Annotated in this window: 21 protein-coding genes and 2 pseudogenes; 11 read left to right on the forward strand and 12 right to left on the reverse strand. The window is 71.8% G+C overall.

The genetic code is table 11. From position 1 onward, the window contains the following. Nucleotides 1–147 precede the first annotated feature (147 nt). From K4B79_RS14325 to K4B79_RS14345, 5 genes are all read left to right on the forward strand, one after another. Nucleotides 148–969 (forward strand): heme ABC transporter ATP-binding protein, encoded by an 822-nt coding sequence (locus K4B79_RS14325; RefSeq protein WP_232026947.1) that lies wholly within the window; start codon nucleotides 148–150, stop codon nucleotides 967–969. 140 nt (nucleotides 970–1109) lie between these two features. Further along, a complete protein-coding gene (gene efeO / locus K4B79_RS14330) occupies nucleotides 1110–2258 on the forward strand; it encodes an iron uptake system protein EfeO (RefSeq protein ID WP_232026948.1) in 1149 nt (382 codons plus the stop codon). A gap of 10 nt (nucleotides 2259–2268) precedes the next feature. Beyond that, a complete protein-coding gene (gene efeB / locus K4B79_RS14335; protein ID WP_232026949.1) occupies nucleotides 2269–3573 on the forward strand; it encodes an iron uptake transporter deferrochelatase/peroxidase subunit in 1305 nt (434 codons plus the stop codon). A 6-nt stretch (nucleotides 3574–3579) separates the two neighbouring features. Continuing rightward, nucleotides 3580–4452, forward strand: coding sequence for an iron uptake transporter permease EfeU (efeU, locus tag K4B79_RS14340; RefSeq protein WP_232026950.1), 873 nt, complete (start codon nucleotides 3580–3582; stop codon nucleotides 4450–4452). Then, entirely contained in the window at nucleotides 4412–5416 is a 1005-nt protein-coding gene (locus K4B79_RS14345) for a hypothetical protein (protein WP_232026951.1), read from the forward strand. The genes efeU and K4B79_RS14345 overlap by 41 nt, the downstream gene beginning before the upstream one ends. Nucleotides 5417–5460: 44 nt before the next feature. Here the strand turns inward: K4B79_RS14345 and K4B79_RS14350 are convergent, their stop codons facing one another. After that, nucleotides 5461–6198: a bifunctional DNA primase/polymerase gene (locus tag K4B79_RS14350; protein WP_232026952.1), complete on the reverse strand. Its 738-nt coding sequence runs from the start codon at nucleotides 6196–6198 to the stop codon at nucleotides 5461–5463. Nucleotides 6199–6368: 170 nt separating this feature from the next. Here K4B79_RS14350 and K4B79_RS14355 point away from each other — a divergent pair, with 170 nt between their 5' ends. Next, nucleotides 6369–7229 carry a glycerophosphodiester phosphodiesterase gene (locus tag K4B79_RS14355; RefSeq protein ID WP_232026953.1) on the forward strand — a complete coding sequence of 287 codons (861 nt, stop codon included), beginning with the start codon at nucleotides 6369–6371 and terminating at the stop codon, nucleotides 7227–7229. On the opposite strand, the gene K4B79_RS14360 is transcribed toward K4B79_RS14355, so the two are convergent. The 4 genes from K4B79_RS14360 to K4B79_RS14375 all read right to left on the reverse strand — a co-directional run bounded on the left by K4B79_RS14360 (nucleotide 7226) and on the right by K4B79_RS14375 (nucleotide 11877). Beyond that, on the reverse strand, nucleotides 7226–7843 hold the full coding sequence (locus K4B79_RS14360; protein ID WP_232026954.1) for a TetR/AcrR family transcriptional regulator: 618 nt from the start codon (nucleotides 7841–7843) through the stop codon (nucleotides 7226–7228). The genes K4B79_RS14355 and K4B79_RS14360 overlap by 4 nt on opposite strands. Before the next feature lie 273 nt (nucleotides 7844–8116). Further along, nucleotides 8117–9100 (reverse strand): small ribosomal subunit Rsm22 family protein, encoded by a 984-nt coding sequence (locus K4B79_RS14365; protein ID WP_232026955.1) that lies wholly within the window; start codon nucleotides 9098–9100, stop codon nucleotides 8117–8119. Nucleotides 9101–9433: 333 nt separating this feature from the next. Further along, nucleotides 9434–10609: a serine hydrolase domain-containing protein gene (locus tag K4B79_RS14370; RefSeq protein WP_232026956.1), complete on the reverse strand. Its 1176-nt coding sequence runs from the start codon at nucleotides 10607–10609 to the stop codon at nucleotides 9434–9436. Beyond that, nucleotides 10561–11877, reverse strand: a complete 1317-nt coding sequence (locus K4B79_RS14375) for a multidrug effflux MFS transporter (RefSeq protein WP_232026957.1) — start codon at nucleotides 11875–11877, stop codon at nucleotides 10561–10563. The genes K4B79_RS14370 and K4B79_RS14375 overlap by 49 nt, the downstream gene beginning before the upstream one ends. Before the next feature lie 86 nt (nucleotides 11878–11963). Here K4B79_RS14375 and K4B79_RS14380 point away from each other — a divergent pair, with 86 nt between their 5' ends. Next, entirely contained in the window at nucleotides 11964–13022 is a 1059-nt protein-coding gene (locus K4B79_RS14380) for a Gfo/Idh/MocA family protein (protein WP_232026958.1), read from the forward strand. Here K4B79_RS14380 and K4B79_RS14385 read toward each other — a convergent pair. Then, complete coding sequence (locus K4B79_RS14385) at nucleotides 13009–14649, reverse strand: alkaline phosphatase D family protein (protein ID WP_232026959.1); 1641 nt, start codon at nucleotides 14647–14649, stop codon at nucleotides 13009–13011. The genes K4B79_RS14380 and K4B79_RS14385 overlap by 14 nt on opposite strands. Before the next feature lie 135 nt (nucleotides 14650–14784). Here K4B79_RS14385 and K4B79_RS14390 point away from each other — a divergent pair, with 135 nt between their 5' ends. After that, nucleotides 14785–15555, forward strand: coding sequence for an SDR family oxidoreductase (locus K4B79_RS14390; protein WP_232026960.1), 771 nt, complete (start codon nucleotides 14785–14787; stop codon nucleotides 15553–15555). A 301-nt stretch (nucleotides 15556–15856) separates the two neighbouring features. On the opposite strand, the pseudogene K4B79_RS14395 reads toward K4B79_RS14390, so the two are convergent. After that, nucleotides 15857–15979 (reverse strand): annotated as a pseudogene (locus K4B79_RS14395) (aldo/keto reductase); the annotation flags it as partial. Nucleotides 15980–16195: 216 nt separating this feature from the next. On the opposite strand from K4B79_RS14395, the gene K4B79_RS14400 reads away from it, so the two are divergent. Next, the gene (locus tag K4B79_RS14400; RefSeq protein WP_232026961.1) at nucleotides 16196–17557 is read left to right on the forward strand and encodes a diacylglycerol/lipid kinase family protein; all 1362 of its coding nucleotides are present in this window, start codon (nucleotides 16196–16198) and stop codon (nucleotides 17555–17557) included. Nucleotides 17558–17607: 50 nt separating this feature from the next. Here the strand turns inward: K4B79_RS14400 and K4B79_RS14405 are convergent, their stop codons facing one another. Continuing rightward, on the reverse strand, nucleotides 17608–17934 hold the full coding sequence (locus tag K4B79_RS14405; RefSeq protein WP_232026962.1) for a nuclear transport factor 2 family protein: 327 nt from the start codon (nucleotides 17932–17934) through the stop codon (nucleotides 17608–17610). 123 nt (nucleotides 17935–18057) lie between these two features. Between K4B79_RS14405 and K4B79_RS14410 the strand changes: the two genes are divergently transcribed. Together K4B79_RS14410 and K4B79_RS14415 are read left to right on the forward strand one after the other, a co-directional pair. After that, nucleotides 18058–18615, forward strand: coding sequence for a DoxX family membrane protein (locus K4B79_RS14410; RefSeq protein WP_232026963.1), 558 nt, complete (start codon nucleotides 18058–18060; stop codon nucleotides 18613–18615). A 59-nt stretch (nucleotides 18616–18674) separates the two neighbouring features. Then, nucleotides 18675–19166: a MazG-like family protein gene (locus tag K4B79_RS14415; protein WP_232026964.1), complete on the forward strand. Its 492-nt coding sequence runs from the start codon at nucleotides 18675–18677 to the stop codon at nucleotides 19164–19166. A 49-nt stretch (nucleotides 19167–19215) separates the two neighbouring features. On the opposite strand, the pseudogene K4B79_RS14420 reads toward K4B79_RS14415, so the two are convergent. From K4B79_RS14420 to K4B79_RS14435, 4 genes and pseudogenes are all read right to left on the reverse strand, one after another. Next, nucleotides 19216–20328 (reverse strand): annotated as a pseudogene (locus tag K4B79_RS14420) (ROK family protein); the annotation flags it as partial. A 19-nt stretch (nucleotides 20329–20347) separates the two neighbouring features. Next, nucleotides 20348–22924: a beta-galactosidase gene (locus K4B79_RS14425; RefSeq protein WP_232026965.1), complete on the reverse strand. Its 2577-nt coding sequence runs from the start codon at nucleotides 22922–22924 to the stop codon at nucleotides 20348–20350. Next, nucleotides 22921–23850 (reverse strand): carbohydrate ABC transporter permease, encoded by a 930-nt coding sequence (locus tag K4B79_RS14430; protein ID WP_232026966.1) that lies wholly within the window; start codon nucleotides 23848–23850, stop codon nucleotides 22921–22923. Before K4B79_RS14430 ends, K4B79_RS14425 begins: the two co-directional genes overlap by 4 nt. Further along, nucleotides 23850–24827 (reverse strand): carbohydrate ABC transporter permease, encoded by a 978-nt coding sequence (locus K4B79_RS14435; protein WP_232026967.1) that lies wholly within the window; start codon nucleotides 24825–24827, stop codon nucleotides 23850–23852. Before K4B79_RS14435 ends, K4B79_RS14430 begins: the two co-directional genes overlap by 1 nt. Nucleotide 24828 lies beyond the last annotated feature (1 nt).

Here is a 24828-nt window from a genome sequence, read left to right on the forward strand (position 1 = left end):
AGTACCCCTTGCCGGAACAGTTCCGCCGGACCGAGGACGGACACCCCCCGACCCGGCCCCGACCCACCCCACAACCGTAGGCGCTACGCACGCCCCCACCGGGGCCGCACAGCGCGCCGCAGGCATCCGACCACCAAGGAACCGATCATGAGACTGCTCCGCCCCCGCCCCACACCCCCACCCCCCTCCGCACCGGGAGACGTCCTCGCCGAAGCCGAGGGGCTGTGGCTCCGACTCGGTGCCCGTGACGTGCTGCAAGGCGTCGATGTCACCGCCCGAGCCGGCGAGGTGCTCACGCTGGTCGGGCCGAACGGGGCCGGAAAGTCGACGCTCCTCGGCGCCCTCGCCGCCGATCTCCCACCGGCCGACGGAACCGTTCGCATTCTCGGCCGCCCCGCCACGGAGTGGTCCGCGCCGGAACTCGCCCTGAGGCGAGCGGTGTTGCCGCAGTCGGCCGCCCTGTCGTTCCCTTTCGCGGTGGAGGACGTAGTACGGATGGGCCGCGCCCCCTGGGCAGCGGTGAACCCGGACGGCGACGACCGCGCCGTGGCGGAGGCGATGGCGGCAACCGAGGTGACACGGTTCGCCGCACGCCCCTTCTCCGCGCTCAGCGGCGGCGAGCGCGCCCGGGTCGCCCTCGCACGCGTGCTGGCGCAGCGCGCCCCCCTGCTCCTGCTGGACGAACCGACCGCGGCACTGGACCTCAAGCACCAGGAGCTGGTGCTGAGGGTGTGCCGGGAGCGGGCGCGAGCCGGGGACGCGGTGGTGGTCGTGCTGCACGACCTGGGACTCGCGGCGGCGTACGCGCACCGGGTGGCGATCCTGCACGAGGGACGCGTGGCGGCCGACGGCCCACCGCGGGAGGTGCTGAAGGGACGGCTGCTGTCCGAGGTCTACGACCAGCCCGTAGAGGTACTCCCGCACCCCCGGACAGGCGCCCTCCTGGTAACCCCCGAGCGGAACCTTTGAACCTCCTTTGACCGTCCCTTGGTGTCGTTTTTGAGACATGTACAGGTATGACTCAGGTAAGCCTCAGATAAGTTAGGCCAGCCTTGCCACACCGCGTGATACCCGTCACGCGGCTTTTCAGCCAGTCCCAGGAGACCGACGTGCGCCCCTCCAGATTCACCGTCATCACCGCCACCGCCGCGGTGGCGGCCCTGACCGCACTGACGGGCTGCACCGAGAAGAGCAGCGGCGGAAGCGGCGACCGCGTGATCGACGTGACGGCGACGGACAGCAAGTGCGAGGTCTCCAAGAAGGAGTTCCCGGCAGGCCACGTCGAACTGGCGATCGAGAACAAGGGCTCGAAGGTCACCGAGGTCTACATCCTCTTCCCCGACGACCGGATCGTCACCGAGCGCGAGAACATCGGCCCCGGCACCAAGCAGAAGGTCACCGCCGAGGTGAAGGCCGGCGACTACACGATCGCCTGCAAGCCCGGCATGAAGGGCGACGGCATCCGCCAGTCCGTCAAGGCCACGGGCGGCGGCACGGTGGCCCAGCGCGACCCGCGCCTGGACAAGGCCGTCGCCTCCTACCGGGCGTACGCCCAGACGCAGGCCGACGAGACGCTGCCGAAGGCCGAGGCGTTCGCGAAGGCGGTCAAGGACGGCGACATCGAGGCCGCGAAGAAGGCGTACGCGCCCTCCCGCATCGGCTGGGAGCGCACCGAGCCGGTCGCCGAGTCCTTCGGTGACATCGACCCGAAGGTCGACGTCCGCGCGGACGGCCTGGAGGCCGGCCAGAAGTGGACCGGCTGGCACCGCCTGGAGAAGTCCCTCTGGCAGGACAAGAAGATCACCGCGGAGGACAAGGCCCTCGCCGACCAGCTGATCGCCGACCTCAAGGACTGGCAGAAGCGGGTGGGCAAGGCCGAGATCACCCCGACCTCGATGGCCAACGGCGCCAAGGAGCTCCTGGACGAGGTCGCCACCGGCAAGGTCACGGGCGAGGAGGAGCGCTACTCGCACACCGACCTGGTCGACTTCAAGGCCAACGTCGAGGGCGCGGAGGAGTCATACAACCTCCTCAAGCCGGTCGCCAAGGAGAACGACCCCGCCCTGGTCACCGAGCTGGACAAGCAGTTCGCGGCACTGAACACGCTGCTCGACAAGTACCGCACGGACAAGACGTCGTACGACTTCACGTCCTACGACAAGGTCGGCGACGCGGAGCGCAAGGAGCTGTCGGACGGCGTCAACGCGCTCGCGGAGCCGCTGTCCAAGCTCGCAGCCGCCGTGGCCACGAAGTCCTGAGGCAGAGGCCATGACGGAATCAGCACCGAACCTGGGACCGAACCCAAACCCGGGACCGAACCCCGGACCGCCCCCAAACCCCGATTCACCCCCCTCCCGCCGCACCCTGATCACCTGGGGCGGCGCCGGCCTAGCACTCGGCGCCGCCACAGCCGGCAGCGCCGTGGCGATGACCCGCACCGGCGACGACATCACCCCGACCGCCGCCTCGACAGGCGCCGCGGTCGACTTCCACGGCCCCCACCAGGCAGGCATCGCCACCCCCGTACAGGACAGGCTGCACTTCGCCGCGTTCGACGTGACGACGGACGACCGTGCCGCGTTCGTACGGATGCTGAAGGACTGGACGGCCGCAGCGCGCAGGATGACGGCCGGTGAGACGGTGGGCGAGGGCGCCTACGGCGGGCTCGCCGAGGCACCCCCGGACGACACCGGCGAGGCCCTGGGCCTGAAGCCCTCGCGGCTGACGCTGACGATCGGCTTCGGACCGTCGCTGTTCGAGAAGTTCGACCTCGAGAACAGCCGCCCCGAAGCCCTCGTGGACCTCCCGCAGTTCGCCGGCGACAACCTGGACAGGAACCGCAGCGGCGGCGACCTGTGCGTCCAGGCCTGCGCGGACGACCCGCAGGTCGCGGTGCACGCGATCCGCCAGCTGGCCAGGATCGGCTTCGGCAAGGTCGTCATCAAGTGGTCGCAGCTCGGCTTCGGCAAGACCTCCTCGACGACGCCCGACGCCCAGACCCCGCGCAACCTGATGGGCTTCAAGGACGGCACCCGCAACATCGCGGGCACCGAGACCGACCGCCTGAAGAAGTTCGTGTGGGTGGACGGCAAGGACGGCCCCGACTGGATGACCGGCGGCTCGTACCTCGTCGCCCGCCGCATCCGGATGCACATCGAGACCTGGGACCGCACCTCGCTGAAGGAGCAGGAGGACATCTTCGGCCGCGACAAGGGCGAGGGCGCGCCCGTGGGCAGGGCGAAGGAGCGCGACGAGCCGTTCCTGAAGGCGATGCTGCCCGACGCACACGTCCGGCTCGCACACCCCGACTCCAACCACGGGGCGACCATCCTGCGCCGCGGCTACTCCTTCACCGACGGCACGGACGGCCTCGGCCGCCTGGACGCGGGCCTGTTCTTCCTGGCGTACCAGAGGGACGTACGCGAAGGCTTCATCCGGATCCAGCGCAACCTGGCGCTCGACGCCCTCAACGAATACATCCAGCACGTGGGTTCGGCGGTGTTCGCGATCCCGCCCGGCGTCCGCGACAAGGACGACTGGTGGGGCAGCACACTGTTCGGCAAGGAGGCCTGAGCGACCGTGTTCTCCAACTACCTGATCGGTCTGCGCGAGGGCCTGGAGGCCGGCCTCGTCGTCTGCATCCTCATCGCCTACCTGGTCAAGACCGACCGCCGGGACGCCCTGAAGCCGATCTGGATCGGCATCGGCGTGGCGGTCGCGCTCGCCCTCGGCTTCGGCTGCGCGCTCGAATTCGGCTCCCAGGAGCTGACGTTCGAGGCGCAGGAGGCGCTCGGCGGCTCGCTGTCGATCCTGGCGGTCGGCCTGGTGACGTGGATGGTGTTCTGGATGCGGCGCACCGCCCGGCACCTGAGGTCCGAGCTGCACGGCAAGCTGGACGCGGCGCTCCAGATGGGCACCGGGGCCCTGGTCGCCACCGCCTTCCTCGCGGTGGGCCGCGAGGGCCTGGAGACGGCCCTGTTCGTGTGGGCGTCGGTGCGCGCGGCCGGGGACGGCACCCCGCGCCCGCTGCTCGGCGTCGCCCTGGGCATCGCCACGGCGGTCGTGCTGGGCTGGCTGTTCTACCGCGGGGCGCTGAGGATCAACCTGGCCAAGTTCTTCACCTGGACCGGCGGGATGCTCGTCGTCGTGGCGGCGGGTGTGCTGGCGTACGGCTTCCACGACCTGCAGGAGGCGGACTGGCTGCCGGGCCTGACGAACAAGGCCTTCGACATCAGCGGGACCATCCCGCCGGACAGCTGGTACGGCACGCTCCTCAAGGGTGTGTTCAACTTCCAGCCGGATCCGACGGTCCTCCAGGTCACGGTGTGGCTGCTGTACCTGATCCCGACGCTCGCGCTCTTCCTCGCCCCGGTAGGGTTCGCCTCCGGGAAGGGGAAGGTGAAGGAACCTGATGAGCAGGGATCGCGGCCCTCGAAGGCTCCGCAGTCTTGACCGGAGCGCACTGATAGCGGCTTCACTGACCGCTTTGTCGTTGACGACGAGCGGATGCGTCGTGGTGCACGGAGAGCGGGAGGTGCTGCCCTCGGCCACGAAGGCGGAGGCCGCCGAGGCGCTCCGGCAGTTCACGACCGCGTACAACAAGGCGGACAAGGAGTACGACAGTTCGCTGGACTCCGACCATGTCACCGGCGCCCTCTCCGCCATCGACGCGGCCCGGCTGAAGGCCGGCGCCAAGAACAACCCGGGCGGCAACCCGAACCACACGCCGCTGGAGTTGTCGGACGCGAAGTTCACGATCCCCAAGAAGGCGGGCTGGCCGCGCTGGTTCGTCGCCGACGCGGCCGGCAACAAGGGCGGCAGCGCGCGCTGGCTGCTGGTGTTCACGCGCAACGGCCTGGACGAGCCGTGGGAAGCGGCGTATCTGACGCTGGTGGCGCCGGACAGGATCCCGGAGTTCAAGCAGGACAAGGACGGCTGGGCCGAGGCCGTGCCCGCGAACTCCACGGAACTGTCCGCCACGCCCGGCGGCTTGAGCAAGGACTACACCGCGTATCTGGAGAGCGGCGCCGGGGACGTCTTCGCGGAGGGTGCCCAGACCAGCGTGTGGCGCGCGGACCGGAAGAGGAACGCCAAGAAGCCGGGCCTGGCCACGCAGTACATCGACGAGCCGCTGTCCGGCGGCGACTACGCGCCGCTCGCGGTGCGCACGAAGGACGGCGGGGCGCTGGTGTTCTTCGCCTCACGGCACTTCGTGAAGCAGACGGCCTACCCGGGTTCCTCGCTCCCGGCGCAGACCTCCGACGTGCTCGCCCTGACGACCGGTGAGATCAAGCAGTCGCTCACCATGGAGATCGTCTCCAACCAGGTCGCCCTGGACCCGGCGAAGGGCGCGAGCGACGAGCAGGTGTCGGTGCTGGGACGGATCGAGGGGCTGACGTCGGCGCAGGGCTCGTAAAGGACCTGAACCTGAACCTGAACCTGACGCCTTGACGACGGGCCCTAGCGGCGCAGGGGCCAGGCCGCGTTCGTGTGGTCGGGTTCCTCGCCGGCGTAGCGGGCGCAGGAGTCGGTGAGGACTTCGAGGAGGGTCAGCGGGTCGGGCAGCGGGTGTTCGAGGCCGCGGACCCAGTGCACGCTGTGGCCGTCGTCGCCGGGCAGCCGGGCGGGCGGGACGAGGACGTAGGAGCCGCGGCAGTGCCAGCGCAGGCCCGGGTGCTCGTCCATCGTCTCGGGGTGGCAGTCCAGTTCGCACGGCCACCACTCGTCCTCGTCCTCGGGGGTGCCGCGGGTGAGGGTGAAGAACAGCAGCCGGCCGTCGTCGCTCTCGGCGACCGGGCCGACCTCGATACCGGAGTCGAGCAGCCGCTCCAGGGCCTGGCGGCCGGCCTCCAGGGGGACGTCCAGGACGTCGTGGACCATGCCGGTCGCGGTGATGAAGTTGGCCTGCGGCTGATGCCGGGCCCAGCGCTCGATCTGGGCGCGGTCGGTGGTCGACTGGGTCTGCCAGGCGAACGACACCGGGTGCCGGGCGGGGGTGGGACAGCCGACGCGGTCGCAGGAACAGCCGTAGCCGGGGGCGGGATACGCGGCGGGGGCGAGCGGCAGGCCCGCCTCGGCGGCTGCCAGCAGCAGGGGCTCCCGGCCGCTGTCGTCGGCGGCCTCCTTGGGGCGGCGGCCCCGCAGCCACTGGGAGAGTTTGCCCTGCCGGCCGGTGCGGCCACCGAACTCCGCGCTCATCAATCTCCTCGCCTCGCTGTCGTGCGGAACAGCATGCCCTATGGTCCCACCATCGTGCGCTTCGGGGGGCCGTAGCCGACAACAGGGGTACGTGGGACGCGGGGTGGCGCGCACCGGGATCGAGTGTCATTGCGCGCTTTATCGCGATTTACCGTCCTACCGTTGTCGGCATGGTCACATGGATCGTGTCGACGGGCCTGGCCGCCGCGGCTTTCATGGTCCCGTCGGCTCTCGTGGTCCCGTCGGCCCTCGCGGGGCCGGTCGGACCGATGCCCCTGGAGTGGGGCGGCGGCCCCCTGACGGTGGACGCGCTCCCCCGCGTCACCTACGTCGCCCATCGCGGCGGCGCCCGCGAGGTCCCCGAGAACAGCATGCCGGGCCTGATGGCGGCCTATGCGCGCGGTACGGCGCAGGTGCTGGACGCCGACACCCGCATGCTGCGCGACGGCACGCTGGTGGTGATGCACGATCCGACGCTGAACCGGACGACGTTCGCGGGCGGCGCGGTGGGCGGACTGGACGTGCGGGAGTGGCGGGGGATGCGGCTGCGGCCCCGGGCCTCGCTGCCGGGGAGCTGGCGGTCGGAGCGGCCGCCGACGGTGGCCGAGGTGCTGGATCGTTTCGGCGGGCGGATCGTGCTGATGCTGGAGGCGAAGGACCCGCGGAGCCTGGAGCGGCTGGCGGGGCTGGTCCGGGCCCGGGGGCTGACCCGCTCGGTCTTCGTCAACTCCAACGATCCCGCCGTGGCCCGGCACGCCCACCGGCTGGGCCTGCTCGCCCAGTTGTGGCGCTCGGCGGAGCAGCTGCGCCGGGACCGCCCCGAGCGCTGGCGGACCTTCGTCGACCTGCTCGACGTCGACGTCAACGCCCGGGACGCGGACCTGGTCCGGGCCGTGCGCTCGGGCATCCCCCGGGTGTGGGCGCACACCGTGGTGACACCCCGGCAGCGGGACCGGGCGCTCGCGCTGGGCTGCGACGGCATCATCACGGACGCGCCGGGGCGGCTGGCACGGGGTCCGGGGCAGGACTAGCGGGGCGCGATGCCGTGGAGGGCGTAGTCGACGAGGGTGTCGGTGTACTCGTACGTGATGGGACCCGTGTACTGCAGCCAGCGCTGGGCGAGGGGGGAGACCCAGAGTTCGAGGGCGATGCGGGGGTCGATGTCCTGGCGGACCTGGCCGGCGGCCTGGGCGGCGCGCACGCGGTCGACGTACAGCTGGAGCGAGGGTTCGAGGAGCTTGGTGATCATGACGCGGCCCAGTTGCTCGTTGACCACGCCTTCGGCGGCCAGGGCGCGGGACGGGATCTCGAAGCGGGGGTCCTTGAGCTGGTCGACGGTCAGGCGCAGGACGGCCTTGAGGTCGGCGGCCAGGTCGCCGGTGTCCGGGATCACGAAGTCGTACTCCCCGCCCGCCTCCCGGGACGCCTGCTCGCTCAGGTCGAGGAACGCCTCCAGCAGGACGTCCGCCTTCGACGACCACCAGCGGTAGATCGTCTGTTTGCCGACTCCGGCGCGGGCGGCGATGCCCTCGATGGTCGTCCTGGGGTAGCCGATCTCACCGACGAGGGCGAGGGCGGCGTCGTAGATCGCGCGGCGGGACTTCTCGCTGCGGCGGCTGGCGTCGGGGGTGGGCTGCGTGGCCATGGGTCGACGGTAACAGGGGGGTGAGACGGGGCGTCTCGCGACGGGGCGCCCGGAGACTTCTTTCGCCCCCGCCGCCCCTACCCGTCCCATCCCTGGGGGCTGCGCCCCCAGACCCCCTTGTCGGCCCTGAAGGGGCCTCGTCCTCAAACGCCGGACGGGCTGAGAAACCCAGGGGCGCGGGGCTGTGCTGAATATGCGGCTACCGCCGCGCGGGCGCGACCAGCCCCCACCCACCCACAGATCGGGGTCGAAAGGGCGGAGCCCCTGGCGGCGTCACCGCGGCGGCCAGGGGTCGCCCCAGGTGGCGTCCCTGGCGGCCTTGTAGAGGTCGCCGTGGCGTTTGGTGACCGTACGGCGGGCCAGGCGCTCCTCGGACTCGCACAGGTCCAGGAGTACCTGGCCCTTGCGGATCTGGGGGCGGCGGACGACGCGGGAGGGGGCCGGGTCGGTCGGGAGGCGGGTGGCGGCGACGTAGGCGAACTTCTCGTCCTCGTAGGCGAGGGAGCCGCCCTTGACCTGGCGGTGCAGGGAGGAACGGCTCACCCGGGCCGAGAAGTGGCACCAGTCCTCGCCCGGGACGATCGGGCAGGCCGCGCTGTGCGGGCAGGGGGCGGCGACGCGGAAGCCGGCGGCGATCAGGCGGTCGCGGGCCTCGATGATCCGGGTGTAGCCGTCGGGGGTGCCGGGTTCGACGATCACGACCGTCTGGGCCACGTGGGCGGCGGCGTCCACGACGGCGGTGCGGTCGGGGGGCGTGAGTTCGTTGAGGACGTAGGAGATGGTGACCAGGTCGGTGGGGGCGAGGGTGAGGGCCGTACCGATCCTCTCCCGCCGCCATGTCGCCTTCTTCAGGGCGGGGTTGGCGGTGGCGAGCTCTTTGCCGAGGGCCAGGGCGGGTTCGGCCCAGTCGAGGACCGTGACGCTGCGGGCGTCTCCGGCGTCCGGCCAGGTGGCTGTGGCGGCCCAGGTCGCGGCGCCCGTTCCGCCGCCGATGTCCGTGTGGCTGGTCGGGGTCCAGTCCGGGACGGTCTCCGCGAGCGCCTCCAGGGCGTGGTGGACGGCCTCGAAGGTGGCGGGCATGCGGTAGGCGGCGTACGCGGCGACGTCCGCGCGGTCGCGGAGGATGGGGGTGTGGGTGGGGGTGTTTCCGCGGTAGGTGGCGATCAGGCGGTCCACCGCCTGGGCGGCCTGTTTCGGGGGGAGGCCGTCGAGGAGGGTGGAGAGGCTGTGGCGCAACGTGTCCGCGGGGTCGTTCACCCGCCGATTCTATGGGCTGCGGGTGGGGGTGCGCGTCCTTCGGTTCTCGCCCCCGCCGCCCCTACCCGTCCCATCCCTGGGGGCCGCGCCCCCAGACCCCCTGTCGGCCCTGAAGGGGCCTCGTCCTCAAACGCCGGACGGGCTGGGAGTGCCTGGGCCGGGGTTCATCCTCGAACGCCGGAAGGGCTGAGAAACCTAGGGGCGCGGGGAACTGCGCGACCATCCCCCACCCACCCGCAGATCGGGGTCGAAGGGGCGGAGCCCCTGGGGATGGGACGGGTAGGGGCGGCGGGGGCGAGGAAACAAAGGGACGCGCAACCGGACTCGCGCCCCCTAAATCCCCCGCACCGCCCGCGCCACCCGTGTCCCCGCCGCCGCCCTCGGCCGGTTGTCCGCCGGCCGTCTCCTCGGATGGACCGTGTTGGCCAGCAGGACCAGGAACGTGTCCGTCGCCGGGTCGAGGACGAGGGACGTGCCCGTGAAGCCCGTGTGGCCCGCCGCTCCCCGGCCCGCGAGCTCGCCCATGAACCAGGGCTGGTCCAGGGCGAAGCCCAGCCCCGGTGGGGTGAGGAGGAGGTCGACGAAGTCGGGGCCGAGGATGCGGGCGGGGCCGTAGGAGCCTCCGGCGAGGAGGGTGCGGCAGAAGACGGCGAGGTCGCGGGCGGTGGAGAAGAGGCCGGCGTGGCCGGCGACGCCGCCGAGGGCCCAGGCGTTCTCGTCGTGGACCTCGCCGCGCAGCATGCCGCGGTCGGCCTTGGCCCAGGGCCGGCGCTGGTCCTCGGTGGCGGCGGCGCGGGGGCAGGGGCCGAAGCGGGTGGCGTGCATGCCGAGGGGGCGGGTGATGCCGTCGTGGACGAGGACGTCGAGAGGGCGGCCGGTGACGCGTTCGAGGACGTGTTGGAGGAGGAGAAGGTTGAGGTCGGAGTAGGTGTAGGTGCCGGGCACGCCGACCGGGGGCTCCGCGCGCAGGAGGGCCAGGCGTTCGGCGTCGTCGGCGCAGTCGTAGAGGGGGAGTTCGGGGCGTAGGCCCGAGGTGTGGGTGAGCAGTTCGCGGACCGTGATGCCGTACTCGGCCGCCGCTCGGAAGTCCGGGAGATACGCCCCGACCCTGGCGTCTATGCCCAGCGTGCCCCGCTCGATCTGCTGCACGGCGGCGACCGCCGTGCAGAGTTTGGTCAGGGAGGCCAGGTCGAAAGGGGTGTCGACGGTCATCGGGACACGGTCGGCGGGCGGTAGTTCCACGCCCGCGTCGGCCTCGGGGTCGTAGGCCGCGTACCGGACGGCCCAGCCCGTCGCCTCCTCGACGGCGACGACCGGGCCGCGCCCGGCGACCACCACCGCGCCCGCCGCCCAGGGCCGCTCGCCGTCGGTGAGGGCGCGGACGTCGGCGACGAGGTGGTCGAGCTCGTCGGGGTCGAGTCCGGCCCGTTCCGGTGTGCCGTCGCGCAGTCTCGGTGCGCTCAGCTCCCTGCTCCCTCCGCAGTCGCACGCTTGTTCCAAGGACGGCACATTCCCATGAAACAGGCCACCGCTACCAGTGCCGCCGCCAGTTGGACGACGGCCATCGGGACGGCGGTGCCCTCCCCGGCGACCCCGACCAGCGGGGAGGCGATCGCGCCGATGAGGAAGGAGGACGTCCCGAGCAGGGCGGCCGCGGAGCCGGCGGCGCGCTTGGTGCGCATCAGGGCGAGGGACTGGGCGTTGGGCAGGGCGATGCCCATCGCGGACATCAGCACGAAGAGGGCGGCGGCCATGGGGGCCAGTCCCACCTCGCCGAAGACGCCGGTCGACATCAGCAGCAGCGCGGTCGCGGCGGCGACGACGACGGCGAGCCCCAGGCCGAGGATCTTCTCCAGGCCGACCCGGCCGACCAGCACCTTGCCGTTGATCTGGCCGACGATCACCAGGCCGATGGAGTTCACCCCGAACAGCAGGCTGAAGGTCTGCGGGGAGGCGCCGTAGATCTCCTGGATCACGAAGGGGGAGGCCGCTATGTAGGCGAACAGGGCGGCGAAGGTGAAGCCGCCGGTGAGCATGTAGCCGGTGAAGGGCAGGTCGGCGAGCAGCCCCCGCATCGAGCGCAGGGCCTCGCCGACGCCGCCGGAGTGGCGCTCGGCCGGGGGGAGGGTCTCGGGCAACTTCGTCCACACGACGACGCCCAGCAGGATGCCGACGACCGTGAGGACGACGAACACGCCCCGCCAGTCCGTCACCCGCAGGATCTGCCCGCCGATGAGCGGCGCGACGATCGGGGCGACCCCGGAGATCAGCATCAGGGTGGAGAAGAAGCGGGCCATCGCCAGGCCGTCGTACAGGTCACGGGCCACGGCCCGCGCGATGACGATGGCCGCCGCGCCCGCGAGGCCCTGGAGCAGCCGGAAGGCGACCAGGAGCCCGACGGTGGGGGCGAGGGCGCACAGGACGGTGGCGACGACGTAGACGGCGAGGCCGGCCAGCAGCGGGCGGCGGCGTCCCCACCGGTCGCTCATCGGGCCGACCACCAGCTGGCCGAGCGCCATGCCGAGCAGGCAGGCGGTGAGGGTGAGCTGGACGGTGGCGGCGGGTGCGTGCAGGGAGTCGGTGACCTCGGGGAGCGCGGGGAGGTACATGTCCATGGAGAGCGGCGGCGTGGCGGTGAGGCCGCCGAGGATCAGCGTGACGAGCAGCCCAGTGCGGCGCACGGCTGCCGCCTTCTCGGCCCGGTGCGTCTCCGGTACGACCGTCTGTTCCACGTGCGGTGTCGATGGCCCGTGCGTCGACGCCCCCTGCTCGGGCATGTGCCCCTCCCTCTCCAAGAGATCCGCCCCCTATGCTCTCAGCTCGTACAGAGTGCCGAGGGTCACGTGAGCGAGGATGGGCCGGGATGACGGAGCAGAGCGTGCGCTGGGGGATCCTGGCGACGGGCGGGATCGCGGCCGCGTTCACGGCCGACCTGGTGGACCTTCCGGACGCGGAGGTCGTCGCGGTGGCCTCGCGGACGGAGGAGTCGGCGAAGGCGTTCGCGGAACGGTTCGGGGTGCCCCGGGCGTACGGCGACTGGGCCTCGCTCGCCGCGGACGAGGACATCGATGTCGTCTACGTCGCCACTCCGCACTCGGCGCACCGGGCGGCGGCCGGGCTGTGCCTGGAGGCCGGGCGGAACGTGCTGTGCGAGAAGGCGTTCACGCTGAACGCGCGCGAGGCCGAGGAACTGGTCGCGCTGGCGCGGGGCCGCGGGAGCTTCCTGATGGAGGCCATGTGGATGTACTGCAACCCGGTCGTCCGGCGCCTCAAGGATCTGGTCGACGACGGCGCGATCGGTGAAGTGCGCAGCATCCAGGCCGACTTCGGGCTCGCGGGCCCCTTCCCGCCCACCCACCGGCTGCGCGATCCGCAACAGGGCGGCGGCTCGCTGCTCGACCTCGGCGTGTACCCGGTCTCCTTCGCGCACCTGCTGCTCGGGGAGCCCACGGACGTGCTGGCCCGCGCGGTGCTGTCCGAGGAGGGCGTCGACCTCCAGACGGGCGCCCTGCTCTCCTGGGACAGCGGGGCGCTCGCCTCGGTGCACTGCTCGATCATCGGCGGTACGTCGACCACCGCCTCGGTCACCGGCTCGCAGGGCCGGATCGACATCCCGTACGGCTTCTTCCACACCGACCGGTTCGTGCTGCACCGGGACGGCCGGGACCCGGAGGAGTTCGCGGCCGGTCCGGAGGACGGGCCCCGGGGCAGCCTCAAGCACGAGGCCCGCGAGGTGATGCGGGCCCTGCGGGCCGGGGAGACCGAGTCCCCGCTCGTCCCGCTGGACGGCACCCTCGCGGTGATGCGGACGCTCGACGCGATCCGGGACCGCGTCGGCGTCCGCTACCCCGGCGAGACCGGTAAGACCGGTGAGACCGGTGAGACCGGTGAGACCGGTGAGACGGAGCTCACGCCGGCTTGAGCCCCGGCTCCCCCGCCTCCGTCACGAAGGACGCGGCCGTCGCGATCGGCGCGCCGGGGGTGAGCACGTACGGCACGGTCCTGAAGTCGGCCCGTGCCCGCTCCCGGTCCAGCGCGACGGTCACATAGCCGCGGCGGCCGTTGTAGAACTTCAGGTGCGGGTTGGCCCTCATGTAGGTGTCCCAGTTCGCGGGCCGGTCGGCGCCGTCCCGGCCGCTGGAGATCGAGGTCGCGACGATCTCCGTGCCGACGGTCGGGGAGGAGAGGTCGTCGGCGTCGTCCTTGATGTCGAAGGCGTACGCCGAGTGCACGTCCCCGCTGAGCACCATCAGGTTCTCGACACCGGCCGCCTTCGCCCCGTCCAGGACCCGGCGGCGGGAGGCCGCGTAGCCGTCCCAGGCGTCCATCGACACCCGTGACGGGGTGGTCAGGTCGACGTTCCGGCGCGCGAACAGGACCTGCTGCGGTACGACGTTCCACAGCGCCCGCGAGGCACGCCAGCCGTCGAGCAGCCAGCGCTCCTGGGTGGCGCCGGTCATCGTGCGTGCCGGGTCGTCGGACTCGGGGCCGGGGACGTGCGCGACATCGCCGTAGGCCTGGTTGGAGCGGTACTGGCGGGTGTCGAGGACGTCGAACTGGGCGAGCCGGCCCCAGGTGAGGCGGCGGTAGAGCTGCATGTCGGGTCCGGCGGGGCGCTGGGGGCCGCGCAGTGGCTGGTTCTCCCAGTAGGCGCGGTAGGCGGCGGCGCGGCGGAGCAGGAACTCCTCCGGCGGGACGCTGTTCTCGGGGATGTCGTCGGCGTAGTTGTTCTCGGTCTCGTGGTCGTCCCAGGTGACCACGAAGGGATGCGCCGCGTGGGCGGCCCGCAGGTCGGGGTCGGACTTGAACAGGGCGTAGCGCAGCCGGTAGTCCTCCAGCGTGACCGTCTCGCGGTTGAAGACGGCGGGCAGGGTGCGGTCGGTGTAGTTGCGCTGTCCGCCGACCGCGTTGACCGCGTACTCGTAGAGGTAGTCGCCGAGGTGGAAGACGATGTCGACGTCCTCCTGGGCGAGATGGGCGTACGGCGTGTAGTAGCCGTCGTGGTACGCCTGGCAGGAGACGGCGGCGAGGGTGAGCGCGGTGGAGCGGGTGCCGGTGGCCGGGGCGGTGCGGGTGCGGCCGGTCTCGCTGACCCAACCGCCCACGCGGAAGCGGTAGTGGAAGAGGCGGCCGGAGTCGAGGTGGCCGATGTCGACGTGCACCGCGTGGTGGAACTCGGGGTGGGCGATCGCCGTACCGCGTCTGGCGATGCGGCGGAACCGCTCGTCGTGGGCCAGCTCCCAGTGGACGAGGACGCGTTCGGCCGGGAGCCCGCTGTCGGACTGGTAGGGGGCGGGGGCCAGGCGGGTCCACAGGAGCACCGAGTTCGGCAGCGGGTCGCCGGAGGCCACGCCGAGGGTGAAGGGGTTGTCGGTGATCTTCGCGGCGTCGAGTTCGGCGGCGCTCGCCGTGCCGGCGGCCGGCAGGTTCACCGAGAACGCCAGCGCGGCGGCCGCGCCGGTGACGGTCAGAAAGCGGCGACGGTTCAGGTGGCGTGCGGCGGCGCGGAGTTCGGGGGCGTGCTGTGACTGACGGGCGTCGAGTGTCATCCGGTCCTCCCCTGACTGTTGGATGCCACAGGCAATTGGAGTGGCCGGGGACGACTCCCGATAGTCGTGAACACGACAGTCGGGTGGCGGACGGATGAGTTCCGTATGGCGGGCCCTCCCCTACGCTTCGGGCCCATGAATGCCATGCAAACTGCCAAGGATGCGAAGGTCGCGGTGGTGACCGGCGCGGGGTCCGGCATCGGCCGCGCGGTCGCCGTGGAACTCCTGCGCGCGGGCTGGTCGGTGGCGCTGGCGGGCCGGCGCCCGGAGACGCTGGAGGAGACGGCCGGGCTGGTGCCCGAGGGCGCCTCCCTCGCCGTCCGCACGGACGTGTCGCGACCCGACGACGTGGCCGCCCTGTTCACCGCGACCGTGGAGCGCTTCGGGCGCCTGGACCTGCTGTTCAACAACGCGGGGACGTTCGGTCCCGGCGGGGTGCCGGTCGAGGAACTGCCCTACGAGGCCTGGCGGCACGTGGTGGACACCAACCTCAACGGGGCGTTCCTGTGCGCGCAGGCGGCGTACCGGCTGATGAAGGAGCAGGATCCGCAGGGCGGCCGGATCATCAACAACGGGTCCATCTCCGCGCACACACCCCGGCCGCTGTCCGTCGCCTACACGGCGACCAAGCACGCGCTGACCGGTCTGACCAAGTCGCTGTCGCTGGACGGGCGTCCGTACCGCATCGCCGTCGGACAGATCGACATCGGCAACGCGGCCACCGACATGACCGAGCGGATGCGGACCGGCGCCCTCCAGGCCAACGGCGAGATCGCGCCCGAGCCCGTGATGGACGTCGCCGACGTGGCACGCACGGTGCGGCACATGGCGGAGCTGCCCCTGGAGGCGAATGTGCAGTTCGCGACGGTACTGGCGACGGCGATGCCGTACGTGGGACGCGGCTGAGCCGGATCCCACCGGTCACGGCGGATCGTATACGGCTCAACCTGCACAAGCGGAATTCGATCCTCCGCCGTAAACAGGCCGATGACAGGCTTATGCTCTACATCTCCTCCATAGGAGCTTCACACTTGGAGGAGATCGCCTCCGCGACCACGCCCGAGGGGGGAGGCGGCAGCCGTTCCCTCGCAGCGGGTGGGGGTGGACCTCGCGTGGGACCGCGAGGTACGCACCGGTGCGGGGAACGGCTGCCGCAACCATCGGCACGCGTGGCACATCGTGCTCCGACGGCAGCCCTACGGCCCACTCAGCGCCCCAGGATCCGGTCGACCTCGGTCATCCGGTCGGCGGTGAGCGGGCCCTTCTCCAGTGCGCCCGCGTTCTGTTCGGCCCGGGCGACCGAGCGGCAGCCGGGGATCGGGACCGTCCGCGTCCTGCCACTCTCCCCCGATCGCCCAGCAGCCGAAGCCGGGCGCGCTGACCTCGATGCCCGAGCGTCCCAGTGTGCGTGTGATCTCCATACCGGGGGAGGCTAGGAGGTGGAGTGCGCTCAAGGACAGGAGCACGTGCACGGATCCGGGCCGGCCTGGGAAGACACCACTCGGCGGCGCTCCCTACGATGTGCGCCGACACGTGAAGGAGTTCCATGGGCGTGGACGTGAGGGCATGGGCCCCGGCAGGGCAGCGCTGGGCGGCGCGGGCGTCGCTCGCGTCCGCCGGGCTGGCCGTGCTGCTGCCGGTCGGCTTCGGTGGTGTGACCGGACTGCTGCTGGTCGTCGCCGGACTGGCCGGAGCGGCCGTCACGGCGGCCGCGGTGTGGTGGGCACTGACCAACCGCGGCCCGATACGGGTGGTGGCGGCCGTGGTCGCCGTGGCCGTCCCCGCCGTACTGATCACGCTGTTCGCGGCGACCCTGTGGTGGGTGCTGCTGCTGTCGGGGGCGCTGTGGGCACTCGCCGTGGGGGCCGGGCGGCACGCGCTGCGCAGCACCGGGCTGCGCTCCCCGCGGCAGAAGGAGTACCGCACGCCCGCGCCGCGGCGCCCCTTCCTGCTGATGAACCCGCGCTCGGGCGGCGGGAAGGTCGAGCGCTTCGGACTGAAGGAGAAGGCCGAACGGCTGGGCGCGGAGGTGCTGTTGCTCGACACCGAGGAGCAGCAGGACGTCACCGCGCTGGCCCGGGACGCGGTGGCCCGGGGCGCCGACCTGCTGGGCGTGGCCGGGGGCGACGGCACCCAGGCGCTGGTCGCGGCGGTCGCCGCCGAGCACGGCATCCCGTTCATGGTCGTCACCGCCGGCACCCGCAACCACTTCGCCATGGACCTCGGCCTCGACCGCACCGACCCGGCCGCCTCCCTGGACGCGCTGAGCGACGGGGTGGAGCTGCGGGTCGACCTGGGCTTCGCGGGCGGCCTGCCCTTCGTCAACAACGCCTCGTTCGGCACCTATGCGGCCGTCATCCAGAGCCCCGCCTACCGCGACGCCAAGGTGGGCACGGCGCTGGACCTGCTGCCCGACCTGCTCACCCGCCGGGAGGGCGCCCGGCTCACGGCGTACGTCCGGGACACCGTCCTCACCGACCCGCACGCCGTGCTGATCAGCAACAACCCCTACCGCACCGACGATCCGCTCGGCCTCGGCCGCCGCCACCGGCTGGACTCCGGGGTGCTCGGCGTCCTCGGCCTCCGGGTGGACAGCGCGGCGGAGGCGGCGGTGCTGCTCCTGGACCCGGAGCCGAAGGGACTCACGATCACGACCGCCCGCGAGGTGGTCGTGGCCGCGGACCGCCCGGAGATCGAGGTCGGCCTCGACGGCGAGGCCCTGACCCTGCCCTCCCCGGTCCACTGCCACATCACCCCCGGCGCCCTGCGCGTCCGCGTCCCCCGCGACCGCCCCGGCGTCCCGGAGCCCGCGCCGCGCATGAACTGGCGGCGGCTGCGCAAGCTGGCGGCGTCGGTGGGGCGCACGGCTGTGCCGCGGCGGCCCGGGCGCCGTAAGACCCTTCTGTGATACGGGGCCTGTGACACGGCGCCTGTGATATGGGCCTGTGATACGGGAGTTCAGGCCTGGCCGGTCTCGAAGCGGGAGATCCTGCCGTCGTCCCCGACCGTGAAGTTCCACCGGGTGCGCATCTCGCCCCAGGTGTCGTTGCTGTAGCGGGCGAGGAGGACGCGGCCGCCCTGGGACTCGTTGTCGACCTCCAGGTGGCCGTGGGTGGAGAAGATCTCCCGGTCGGTCCACTCGTCGAGGTCACGGTCACTGCCGTCGTCCGCCATGGTGGCGCCGGGGGCGAGCAGCGCCTGGAAGGCGTCCCGGTCATGGGCGTTGACGGCCGCGACGAAGGCCCGGACGGCCGGGTCGCTGAGTTTGGCGGTCTGAATCGTCATGGCAGCCAGACTCACACCGCCCGCCGGGGCCCGCCACCCGAACGGCGGCGCGCGTGTCCCGGCCGGGTGTGGGGAGTGCGACGGTGGAGACCCGTGAGCTTTCCGTCCTATCCGGGAGTCATCGTGACCTCATACGACCGACGTGATCTGGGCCTGCTGCTGCTCCGGCTGGGCACCGGCGGAGTCCTGGCCGCGCACGGCGCGCAGAAGCTGTTCGGGTGGTTCGGCGGGCACGGCCTTGAGGGCACCGGCCAGTGGTTCGAGTCCGTCGGGTACGCGCCCGGCAAGGAGAGCGCCCTGGCGGCGGGGATGTCGGAGGCCGGCGGCGGGACCCTGCTGGCCCTGGGCCTGGCGACCCCGGCGGCCGGTGCGGCGGCGGCCGGGGCGATGGCGGGCGCCGCCGCGGTGCACGCCCCGAACGGCTTCTTCAACCAGGGCGGCGGCTACGAGTACGCGGCGGCCCTCGGCCTGACCGCGGCCGGCCTCGCCGTCACCGGCCCCGGCCGGCTCTCCCTCGACCACGCCCTCGGCCACGCGGTCGACCGCAACTGGATGGTCCCGGCCGCCTTCGCCGCCACGGGGCTGGTCACCGCCCTGGTCGTGGGCGCCCGCGCCAAGCGGCTGCGCAAGCGGGCGGACGGCGAGCAGGAGGCCCTGTTCGAGGAGACGTTCGACGAGTAGGGGCATACCGCCGGACAGCACCGGGTCGTGCGGGCACGGCGGCATGACAGGCTGCCCGCATGACTGATCGGGCCGCCCTCCCTGACCCTTCCGACACCTCCTCCGACGCCTCCTTCGGCACCTCCTCCGACACCTCCTTCGGTACTCCCCCCGACCTGTGGGGCTCCATCGACGGGCTGTGGGCCTGGCTGGAGGCCAACCGGCCGGCCGGCGACGACGCCCAGAGCCTGCTGATGCGCATGCTGAAGCTGTCGGAGGAGGTCGGCGAGGTCGCTCAGGCGGTGATCGGGGCGACCGGCCGGAACCCGCGCAAGGGCGTCACCCACACCTGGGAGGACGTCGAGAGCGAGCTGTGCGACGTGGTGATCACGGCCCTGGTGGCCCTGCGGACGCTCACCCCGGACACCCATGAGGTCTTCACACGGCATCTGGCCCGGGTGACGGAACGGTCACGGCCCGGCGGCCGAACCCCGCCGGCTCCCGGTCCGGCCGGGGCCGGGTCCTGGCCGGGCTCGCCAGGCCGAGCCGGGTCAGGAACCGCTGGAGGGTGAAGGCGGCCATGCCGAGGGCGACCGCGTTGCCCGGGACCTGGGACGGCTCGACGGTGAGGCCAGGCAGGGAGCCGGGCAGGACGTGGTGGGGCAGTTCGTCGCGCACGGCGGGCACGAGCCGGTCGGCGAGGGCCTCCGAGGCCCAGCCGGTGAGGGTGATGTGCGGGACGTCGAGCAGGTTGACCAGGTCCCCGAGGCCGGCGGCGAGATAGCGCCCGGTGCGCAGGACGAGCGCAGACAGCGCCGGATCCCCCGCGGCGAGGCCCTCGGCGACCGCCTCCACGAAGTCGCGCTGCCGCGGCTGCCGCAGCGTGGGGTGGCCCGGGTCGATCTCGGCGAGGGTCGTGCGCAGGCCGGGGGCACCGACGTACGCCTCGACGCAGCCGCGCCGGCCGCACCGGCACGCCCGGCCGTCCAGTTCCAGGAGCGTGTGCCCCCACTCGCCGGCGTTGTTGGTGATGCCGCGGATCAGCGAGCCGTCGAGGGCGATCCCGGCGCCGACCCCGGTGCCCAGGTTGACGACGGCCATGCTGTCCACGACGTTGCCGACGCCGAACCACATCTCGGACAGGATGACGGCCTTGAGCGGATTGTCGACGTACACCGGGATGGCGAGGCGCTGCTCCAACAGCTCCTCGATGTGGACGTCGTGCCAGTCCCAGTTCGGCGCGAAGACCGAGACACCGGCGTCGGGGTGGACGTGCCCCGGCATGCTCACCCCGACGCCGATGACGCGTTCCCGCTCGCTCTCGTCGGCGCCGAGAGCCCGGTCGACCGCGCGGACGATGCCGTCGACGACGTAGCCCGGGTCGTTCTCCTTCTCGTCCAGCGCGACCTCGGCGTGGCTGAGGACGTCGAGCGCGAGGTCGTGGACGACGGCGTCGACGTAGGTCTCGGCCACGTCGACGCCGACGATGCGGCCGCGGTCCGGGGCGATGGTCAGCCGCTCCTGCGGCCGTCCCCCGGTGTTGCGCTCCACGGCGGCGATGTGCAGGACGCCTCCGGACAGGAACTCGGTGACGAGGGTCGCCACGGTCGCCTGGCTGAGCCCGGTGTGCCGGGCGAGCTCCTGGCGGGTGGACGGCCCGAGTTCGAACAAAGCGTGCAGAACCTCGAACCGGTTCTCGCTACGAAGATCACGGGCCGTGTGCCGCGCCACCATGCTCCTTCAGCGGTCAGGGTCAGCTGTCAGGGGACTCCAGCCGCAGCGTACGGAGTTCCGCGCCCCCTGGCCCGGCGGCCCCCCGCACCAGCAGGGTCAGCCCGGACCAACCCGCGGGGATCCAGAGTACGTTCGAATCCCCGCCGGAGAAGGCCGGCCGGTCGCCGGCCCAGACACGGCCCACGCACTCCCCGCCGGCCCAGCCGGTCACCCGGATCCGCGACCCGTCCAGCCGTACCAGCAGGCCGTCGTGGGAGGGTGGCAGGTCGACGTCGAGCCATGCCTCCTCCCCCGGTTCCAGGGCCAGCGGCAGCCGGACCTCCGGCCCGGCGGCGGGCTCGGTGGCGAACCCGGTGAGCAGGTCGTCGTCCTGCGCGGAGCACGTCCAGCCGGTCACCGGGTCCAGGCCGAGCAGTTCGGCCCGGAGGCCGCCGCCGCTGGGGTGGTGCGGCACGGTGACCGAGATCCGGCGGGTCCCGGCGGGCAGCAGGACCCAGGGGTCCTCGGTGTGGACGGTGTACGGCTCGCCGTCGTCCACGCTCACCCGCACCGGCTCGACCACGCCCTTGAGGTGCAGTGCGCAGGCCGTGTCCGAGCGGATCTCGCGGCTGTAGGTGACGGGCACGCCGACCCGGGTGCTGCTCCAGCCGCCCAGCACGCGCAGGGGCGCCGGCCGGCCCGCCCAGTGGCCGTGCACCGACCACAGGGCGGAGACGTCCGTCGTCTCCCGGACCGTCCACAGCGTGCCGAGTCCGCGCAGCGCGCCGAGACGGAGGGCCGGCAGGCGCGCGTCGTCGAAGTTGGCGTGCCCCCAGATCTCCACGACGGCCTCGATCCCGACCGGCCCGGTCGCCGCGCGGACGTCGATCCGCTCGGCCGCCCCGAACCCGGCGATCGTCGGCCGCACTTGCCCGCCGATCGTCAGGTCGACGATGTCCGCCGCCCCGACGAGCAGCAGTTCGTCGACGCCGGTCAGTTCCGCCGTCGCCCGGTAGGTGCCGCGCCCCCGGTACACACCGAGCGACTCCAGCGTCGGCGGCAACTCGTGCCCGCCCGCGGCCTTCTCCGGCGCGGTCCCCGTCCGCCGCCGCATCTCGCGTACGGCGACGGGCGGCCTGGTGGCCCGCGCCGGCTCCGGCTCGTCAAGACGCACCGTGCCGTCCCGGTCCACCCCGTGCAGGCGTACGGCGTCCCCCGGTGCCAGCGCGACGAGGATCAGCCCCTCGACCGTCGCCCGCTCCGGCGCTCCGGGCACCGGTGCCGGGATCTCCACCCCGGTGCCGTCCACGACGACGGTGACCGGCACCTCGGAGGAGAACGTCAGCACGCCCTCCGACGCCGCCACCAGATCCGCGGACGCCAGGGTGAGCGTCCCGTCGTACCCCCAGGGCCGCAGGGGCACGTCCACCAGCATCAGCGGACAGGAGTCGGCGGCGACGGCGACGGGCACGCCGTTCACGACCGCCGTACCGGCCTCCTTGCCGAGATGCGGTACGGCGACGAGCTGACCGCCCTCGTCGAGGTCGAGGGCCGACGGTGACGAGCTGGTCGGGAAGTCGGCGGTGATCCCCACGCGCGGCAGGGCCGAGGTGGCGAGCGCGAGGCGCGGCCCGAGGACGTCGATGACCCGGGCGAGCAGTTGGCCCTCGGCGTACTCGGGGCGTTCGGCGCCGGTGGAGGAGACGTAGCCGCCGAAGTCGTAGCCGTGACTCATGAAGTTGCCGGGTCTGCCCCAGTTCCCGGTGGACGGGGTGTACCCGAAGTTCCAGCCGGACGACTGGAGATAGGGCGCGATCAGCGAGGCGCCGCTCGCCAGGAGCCGCCGCAGGGTGCGGTGGCGGCGGTTGGTCTCGGTGACCAGCAGGGGCAGGTCGCGCTCGGCCAACAGCTCGGCGTAGCGCCGTACTTCGGGTTCGATGTCCGGGGAGTCGTCGTCCGGGTAGAAGTTGGCCGCCGGGACGACACCCGGGACGTCGCCGGTGGCTCCTTCCAGGTCGCCCTGTCCGGAGCAGGCGATCAGCGGCACGGTGATGCCGTGGCCGAGGGCCTGGTCGCGCAGGGCGGTCACATAGGCCGTGCGGTCCTCGCAGTCGAAGAAGTCCAGCTCGTTCTCCAACTGCACCATGATCACAGGGCCGTTCGCCGGGTACTGGCGCTCGGCGAGGAGCGGCAGCACCTGGTCGAACCAGGCGGTGACCTGCGCGAGGAAGCGCGGCTCGTGCTGGCGCACCCGCAGGTCGGGATCGAGTCCCAGCCAGGCCGGCAGGGCGCCGCCGTCCCACTCGGAGCAGATGTAGGGACCCGGCCGTGCGATGACGTACAGCCCGGCTTCCCGTGCGAGGTCCAGGAAGGCGGCGACATCGCGGCGGCCCTCGAAGTCCCAGCGCCCCGGGGCCGTCTCGTGGAAGTTCCACGGGAGGTAGACGTCGACGCAGGTGTAGCCGGAGGCCCGTACCTGTGCGAGCCGGGCCCGCCACTGCTCCCTGGGGAGGCGGAAGTAGAACAGCGACGCGCACAGCAGGGTGCGCGGCCGGCCGTCGACCCACACCGACCCGCCGTCGAGCCGGACGGCTTCGATGGTCTGCGTACGGTTCACTTCACTCCCGCGCTTCCGCCGCTGATGTCCATTTCGTACAGGTACTTCTGGCCGATGTAGTAGACGATGATCATCGGCAGGGCGAGCAGGATCGAGCCGACCATCACCAGGTTCCAGGGCGGGGCCTGGCCGGCCTGCGAGGTGGCGGTGATGTACTGCACGCCCAGGGCGAGCGGCATCTTCGACTCGTCGTTGAGGTAGATCAGGGGGCCCATGAAGTCGCCCCAGGTATGGGTGAGTGTGAAGATGCCGATGGCGATCAGGACGGGCCTGAGCATCGGGAACATGATCCGCCGGTAGATGCCGAAGAAGCCCAGGCCGTCCATCATGGCGGCCTCGTCGAGCTGGCTGGGCAGCCGGGAGACGAACTGCCGTACCAGGAAGACGTTGAAGGCGTTGGAGAAGAAGTTCGGCACGATCAGCGGCAGGAAGGTGTTCACCCAGCCCAGGTCCCTGAAGAGGATGAACTGGGGGATCATCGTGATCTGCGTCGGGATCATCATCGTCGCGATGACGATCAGGAACATCGTGTTCTTGCCCGGTGCCCTCAGCCGGGCGAAGGCGTAGCCGACCAGGCCGCTGGACAGGACCTGCCCCGCCACCGAGAACAGCGAGATGAGCACCGAGTTGAGCAGGAAGGTGCCCACCGGCAGCTCGGTGCCGAACACCCGGGAGAAGTTGTCCCAGTGGAACTCGCGCGGGATGACGGTGAACGCGCCGTTGTTCACGGTGGCGTCGCTGGACAGGGCGATCGAACCGACGAAGACCAGCGGGGTGGTCAGGATCGCGGCGACGATCAGCAGGGTGCCGTAGGTGAAGGGGGTCGCGCGGAACGCCCGTACGGCGGGGGCGTCTTGGCGCTTCCTGCTCCGGCGCTCCTTGCCCGGTTGCTTCTCGCTGACAGGGGTCGCCAGGGTGGCCACCATCACTTCACCTCGGTCTCGTAGAACACCCAGCGCCGGGTGGTGCGGAAGGCGATCACCGTGAAGACCAGGATCACCAGGAACAGCAGCCAGGAGATCGCCGAGGCGTAGCCCATGTGGTAGTAGCTGAACGCCTGGTCGAAGAGGAACGGCACCATCGTCTGGGCCGCGTCGTAACCGGCGGGGTTCTTGCCCTTCGCTACGAGGATGTAGACCTGCGAGAAGACCTGGAACGCGGCGATCAGACCCATGATCAGGTTGAAGAAGATGATGGGTGTCAGATGCGGCAGCGTGATGCTCCAGAACTGCCGCATCCCGCTCGCGCCGTCGACCTCGGCCGCCTCGTACAGCTCACGCGGGATCCCCTTCATCGCGGCGAGCAGCAGCACGGTCGCGGCGCCCGCGCCCCATGTCGACATCAGGATCAGGGCGGGCTTGACCCAGGGGCCGTCGTACAGCCAGTTGGGGCCGGAGACGCCGAACAGGCCGAGGAAGTCGTTGATCGGGCCGTTCGGCGCGAGCACCATCCGGAAGATCATCGCGGTGGCGACCAGCGGGATCAGCGTCGGCAGGTAGATCAGGGTGCGGAACAGCTTGCGGGCACGGACCTGCTTGTTGAGCAGGTTCGCCAGCCACAGGCCGATCACCAGGCCCAGCGGGACCGAGATCGCCGCGTAGTAGAGGGTGTTCCACAGGGCCGTCCAGAACACCGGGTCGTCCGTGAGGAGCTTGGTGTAGTTCTCGAAGCCGACCCACCGGGGCGGGGTGAAGGAGTCCCAGTCGGTCAGGGAGTAGTAGATCGACGCGATCATCGGCCCGAGCAGGAAGACCAGGAAGCCGATGATCCAGGGCGAGATGAACAGGTAGAAGGAGAGGGCCTCACGGCGGCGCCGCTTGGAGAGCTTCTGCTTTCCGGGCTTGGGTGAGGCGGTCTTCTCCGCGGCCGCCGGGGCGGCCTTCGGGGCGGTCGAGGTTGCCATC

The sequence above is a fragment of the Streptomyces lincolnensis genome, from assembly GCF_021173675.1.
In the GTDB taxonomy this organism is placed as follows: Bacteria; Actinomycetota; Actinomycetes; order Streptomycetales; family Streptomycetaceae; genus Streptomyces; species Streptomyces lincolnensis_B.

Coding starts and splice junctions, on each gene's coding strand:
- efeB (WP_232026949.1), top strand. CDS start 2,269: ATGACGGAATCAGCACCGAACCTGGGACCGAACCCAAACCCGGGACCG.
- K4B79_RS14345 (WP_232026951.1), top strand. CDS start 4,412: ATGAGCAGGGATCGCGGCCCTCGAAGGCTCCGCAGTCTTGACCGGAGC.
- K4B79_RS14430 (WP_232026966.1), bottom strand. CDS start 23,850: ATGGTGGCCACCCTGGCGACCCCTGTCAGCGAGAAGCAACCGGGCAAG.
- K4B79_RS14385 (WP_232026959.1), bottom strand. CDS start 14,649: ATGACACTCGACGCCCGTCAGTCACAGCACGCCCCCGAACTCCGCGCC.
- K4B79_RS14435 (WP_232026967.1), bottom strand. CDS start 24,827: ATGGCAACCTCGACCGCCCCGAAGGCCGCCCCGGCGGCCGCGGAGAAG.
- K4B79_RS14355 (WP_232026953.1), top strand. CDS start 6,369: ATGGTCACATGGATCGTGTCGACGGGCCTGGCCGCCGCGGCTTTCATG.
- K4B79_RS14350 (WP_232026952.1), bottom strand. CDS start 6,198: ATGAGCGCGGAGTTCGGTGGCCGCACCGGCCGGCAGGGCAAACTCTCC.
- K4B79_RS14405 (WP_232026962.1), bottom strand. CDS start 17,934: ATGACGATTCAGACCGCCAAACTCAGCGACCCGGCCGTCCGGGCCTTC.
- K4B79_RS14390 (WP_232026960.1), top strand. CDS start 14,785: ATGAATGCCATGCAAACTGCCAAGGATGCGAAGGTCGCGGTGGTGACC.
- K4B79_RS14325 (WP_232026947.1), top strand. CDS start 148: ATGAGACTGCTCCGCCCCCGCCCCACACCCCCACCCCCCTCCGCACCG.
- K4B79_RS14375 (WP_232026957.1), bottom strand. CDS start 11,877: ATGCCCGAGCAGGGGGCGTCGACGCACGGGCCATCGACACCGCACGTG.
- K4B79_RS14380 (WP_232026958.1), top strand. CDS start 11,964: ATGACGGAGCAGAGCGTGCGCTGGGGGATCCTGGCGACGGGCGGGATC.
- K4B79_RS14415 (WP_232026964.1), top strand. CDS start 18,675: ATGACTGATCGGGCCGCCCTCCCTGACCCTTCCGACACCTCCTCCGAC.
- K4B79_RS14360 (WP_232026954.1), bottom strand. CDS start 7,843: ATGGCCACGCAGCCCACCCCCGACGCCAGCCGCCGCAGCGAGAAGTCC.
- K4B79_RS14400 (WP_232026961.1), top strand. CDS start 16,196: ATGGGCGTGGACGTGAGGGCATGGGCCCCGGCAGGGCAGCGCTGGGCG.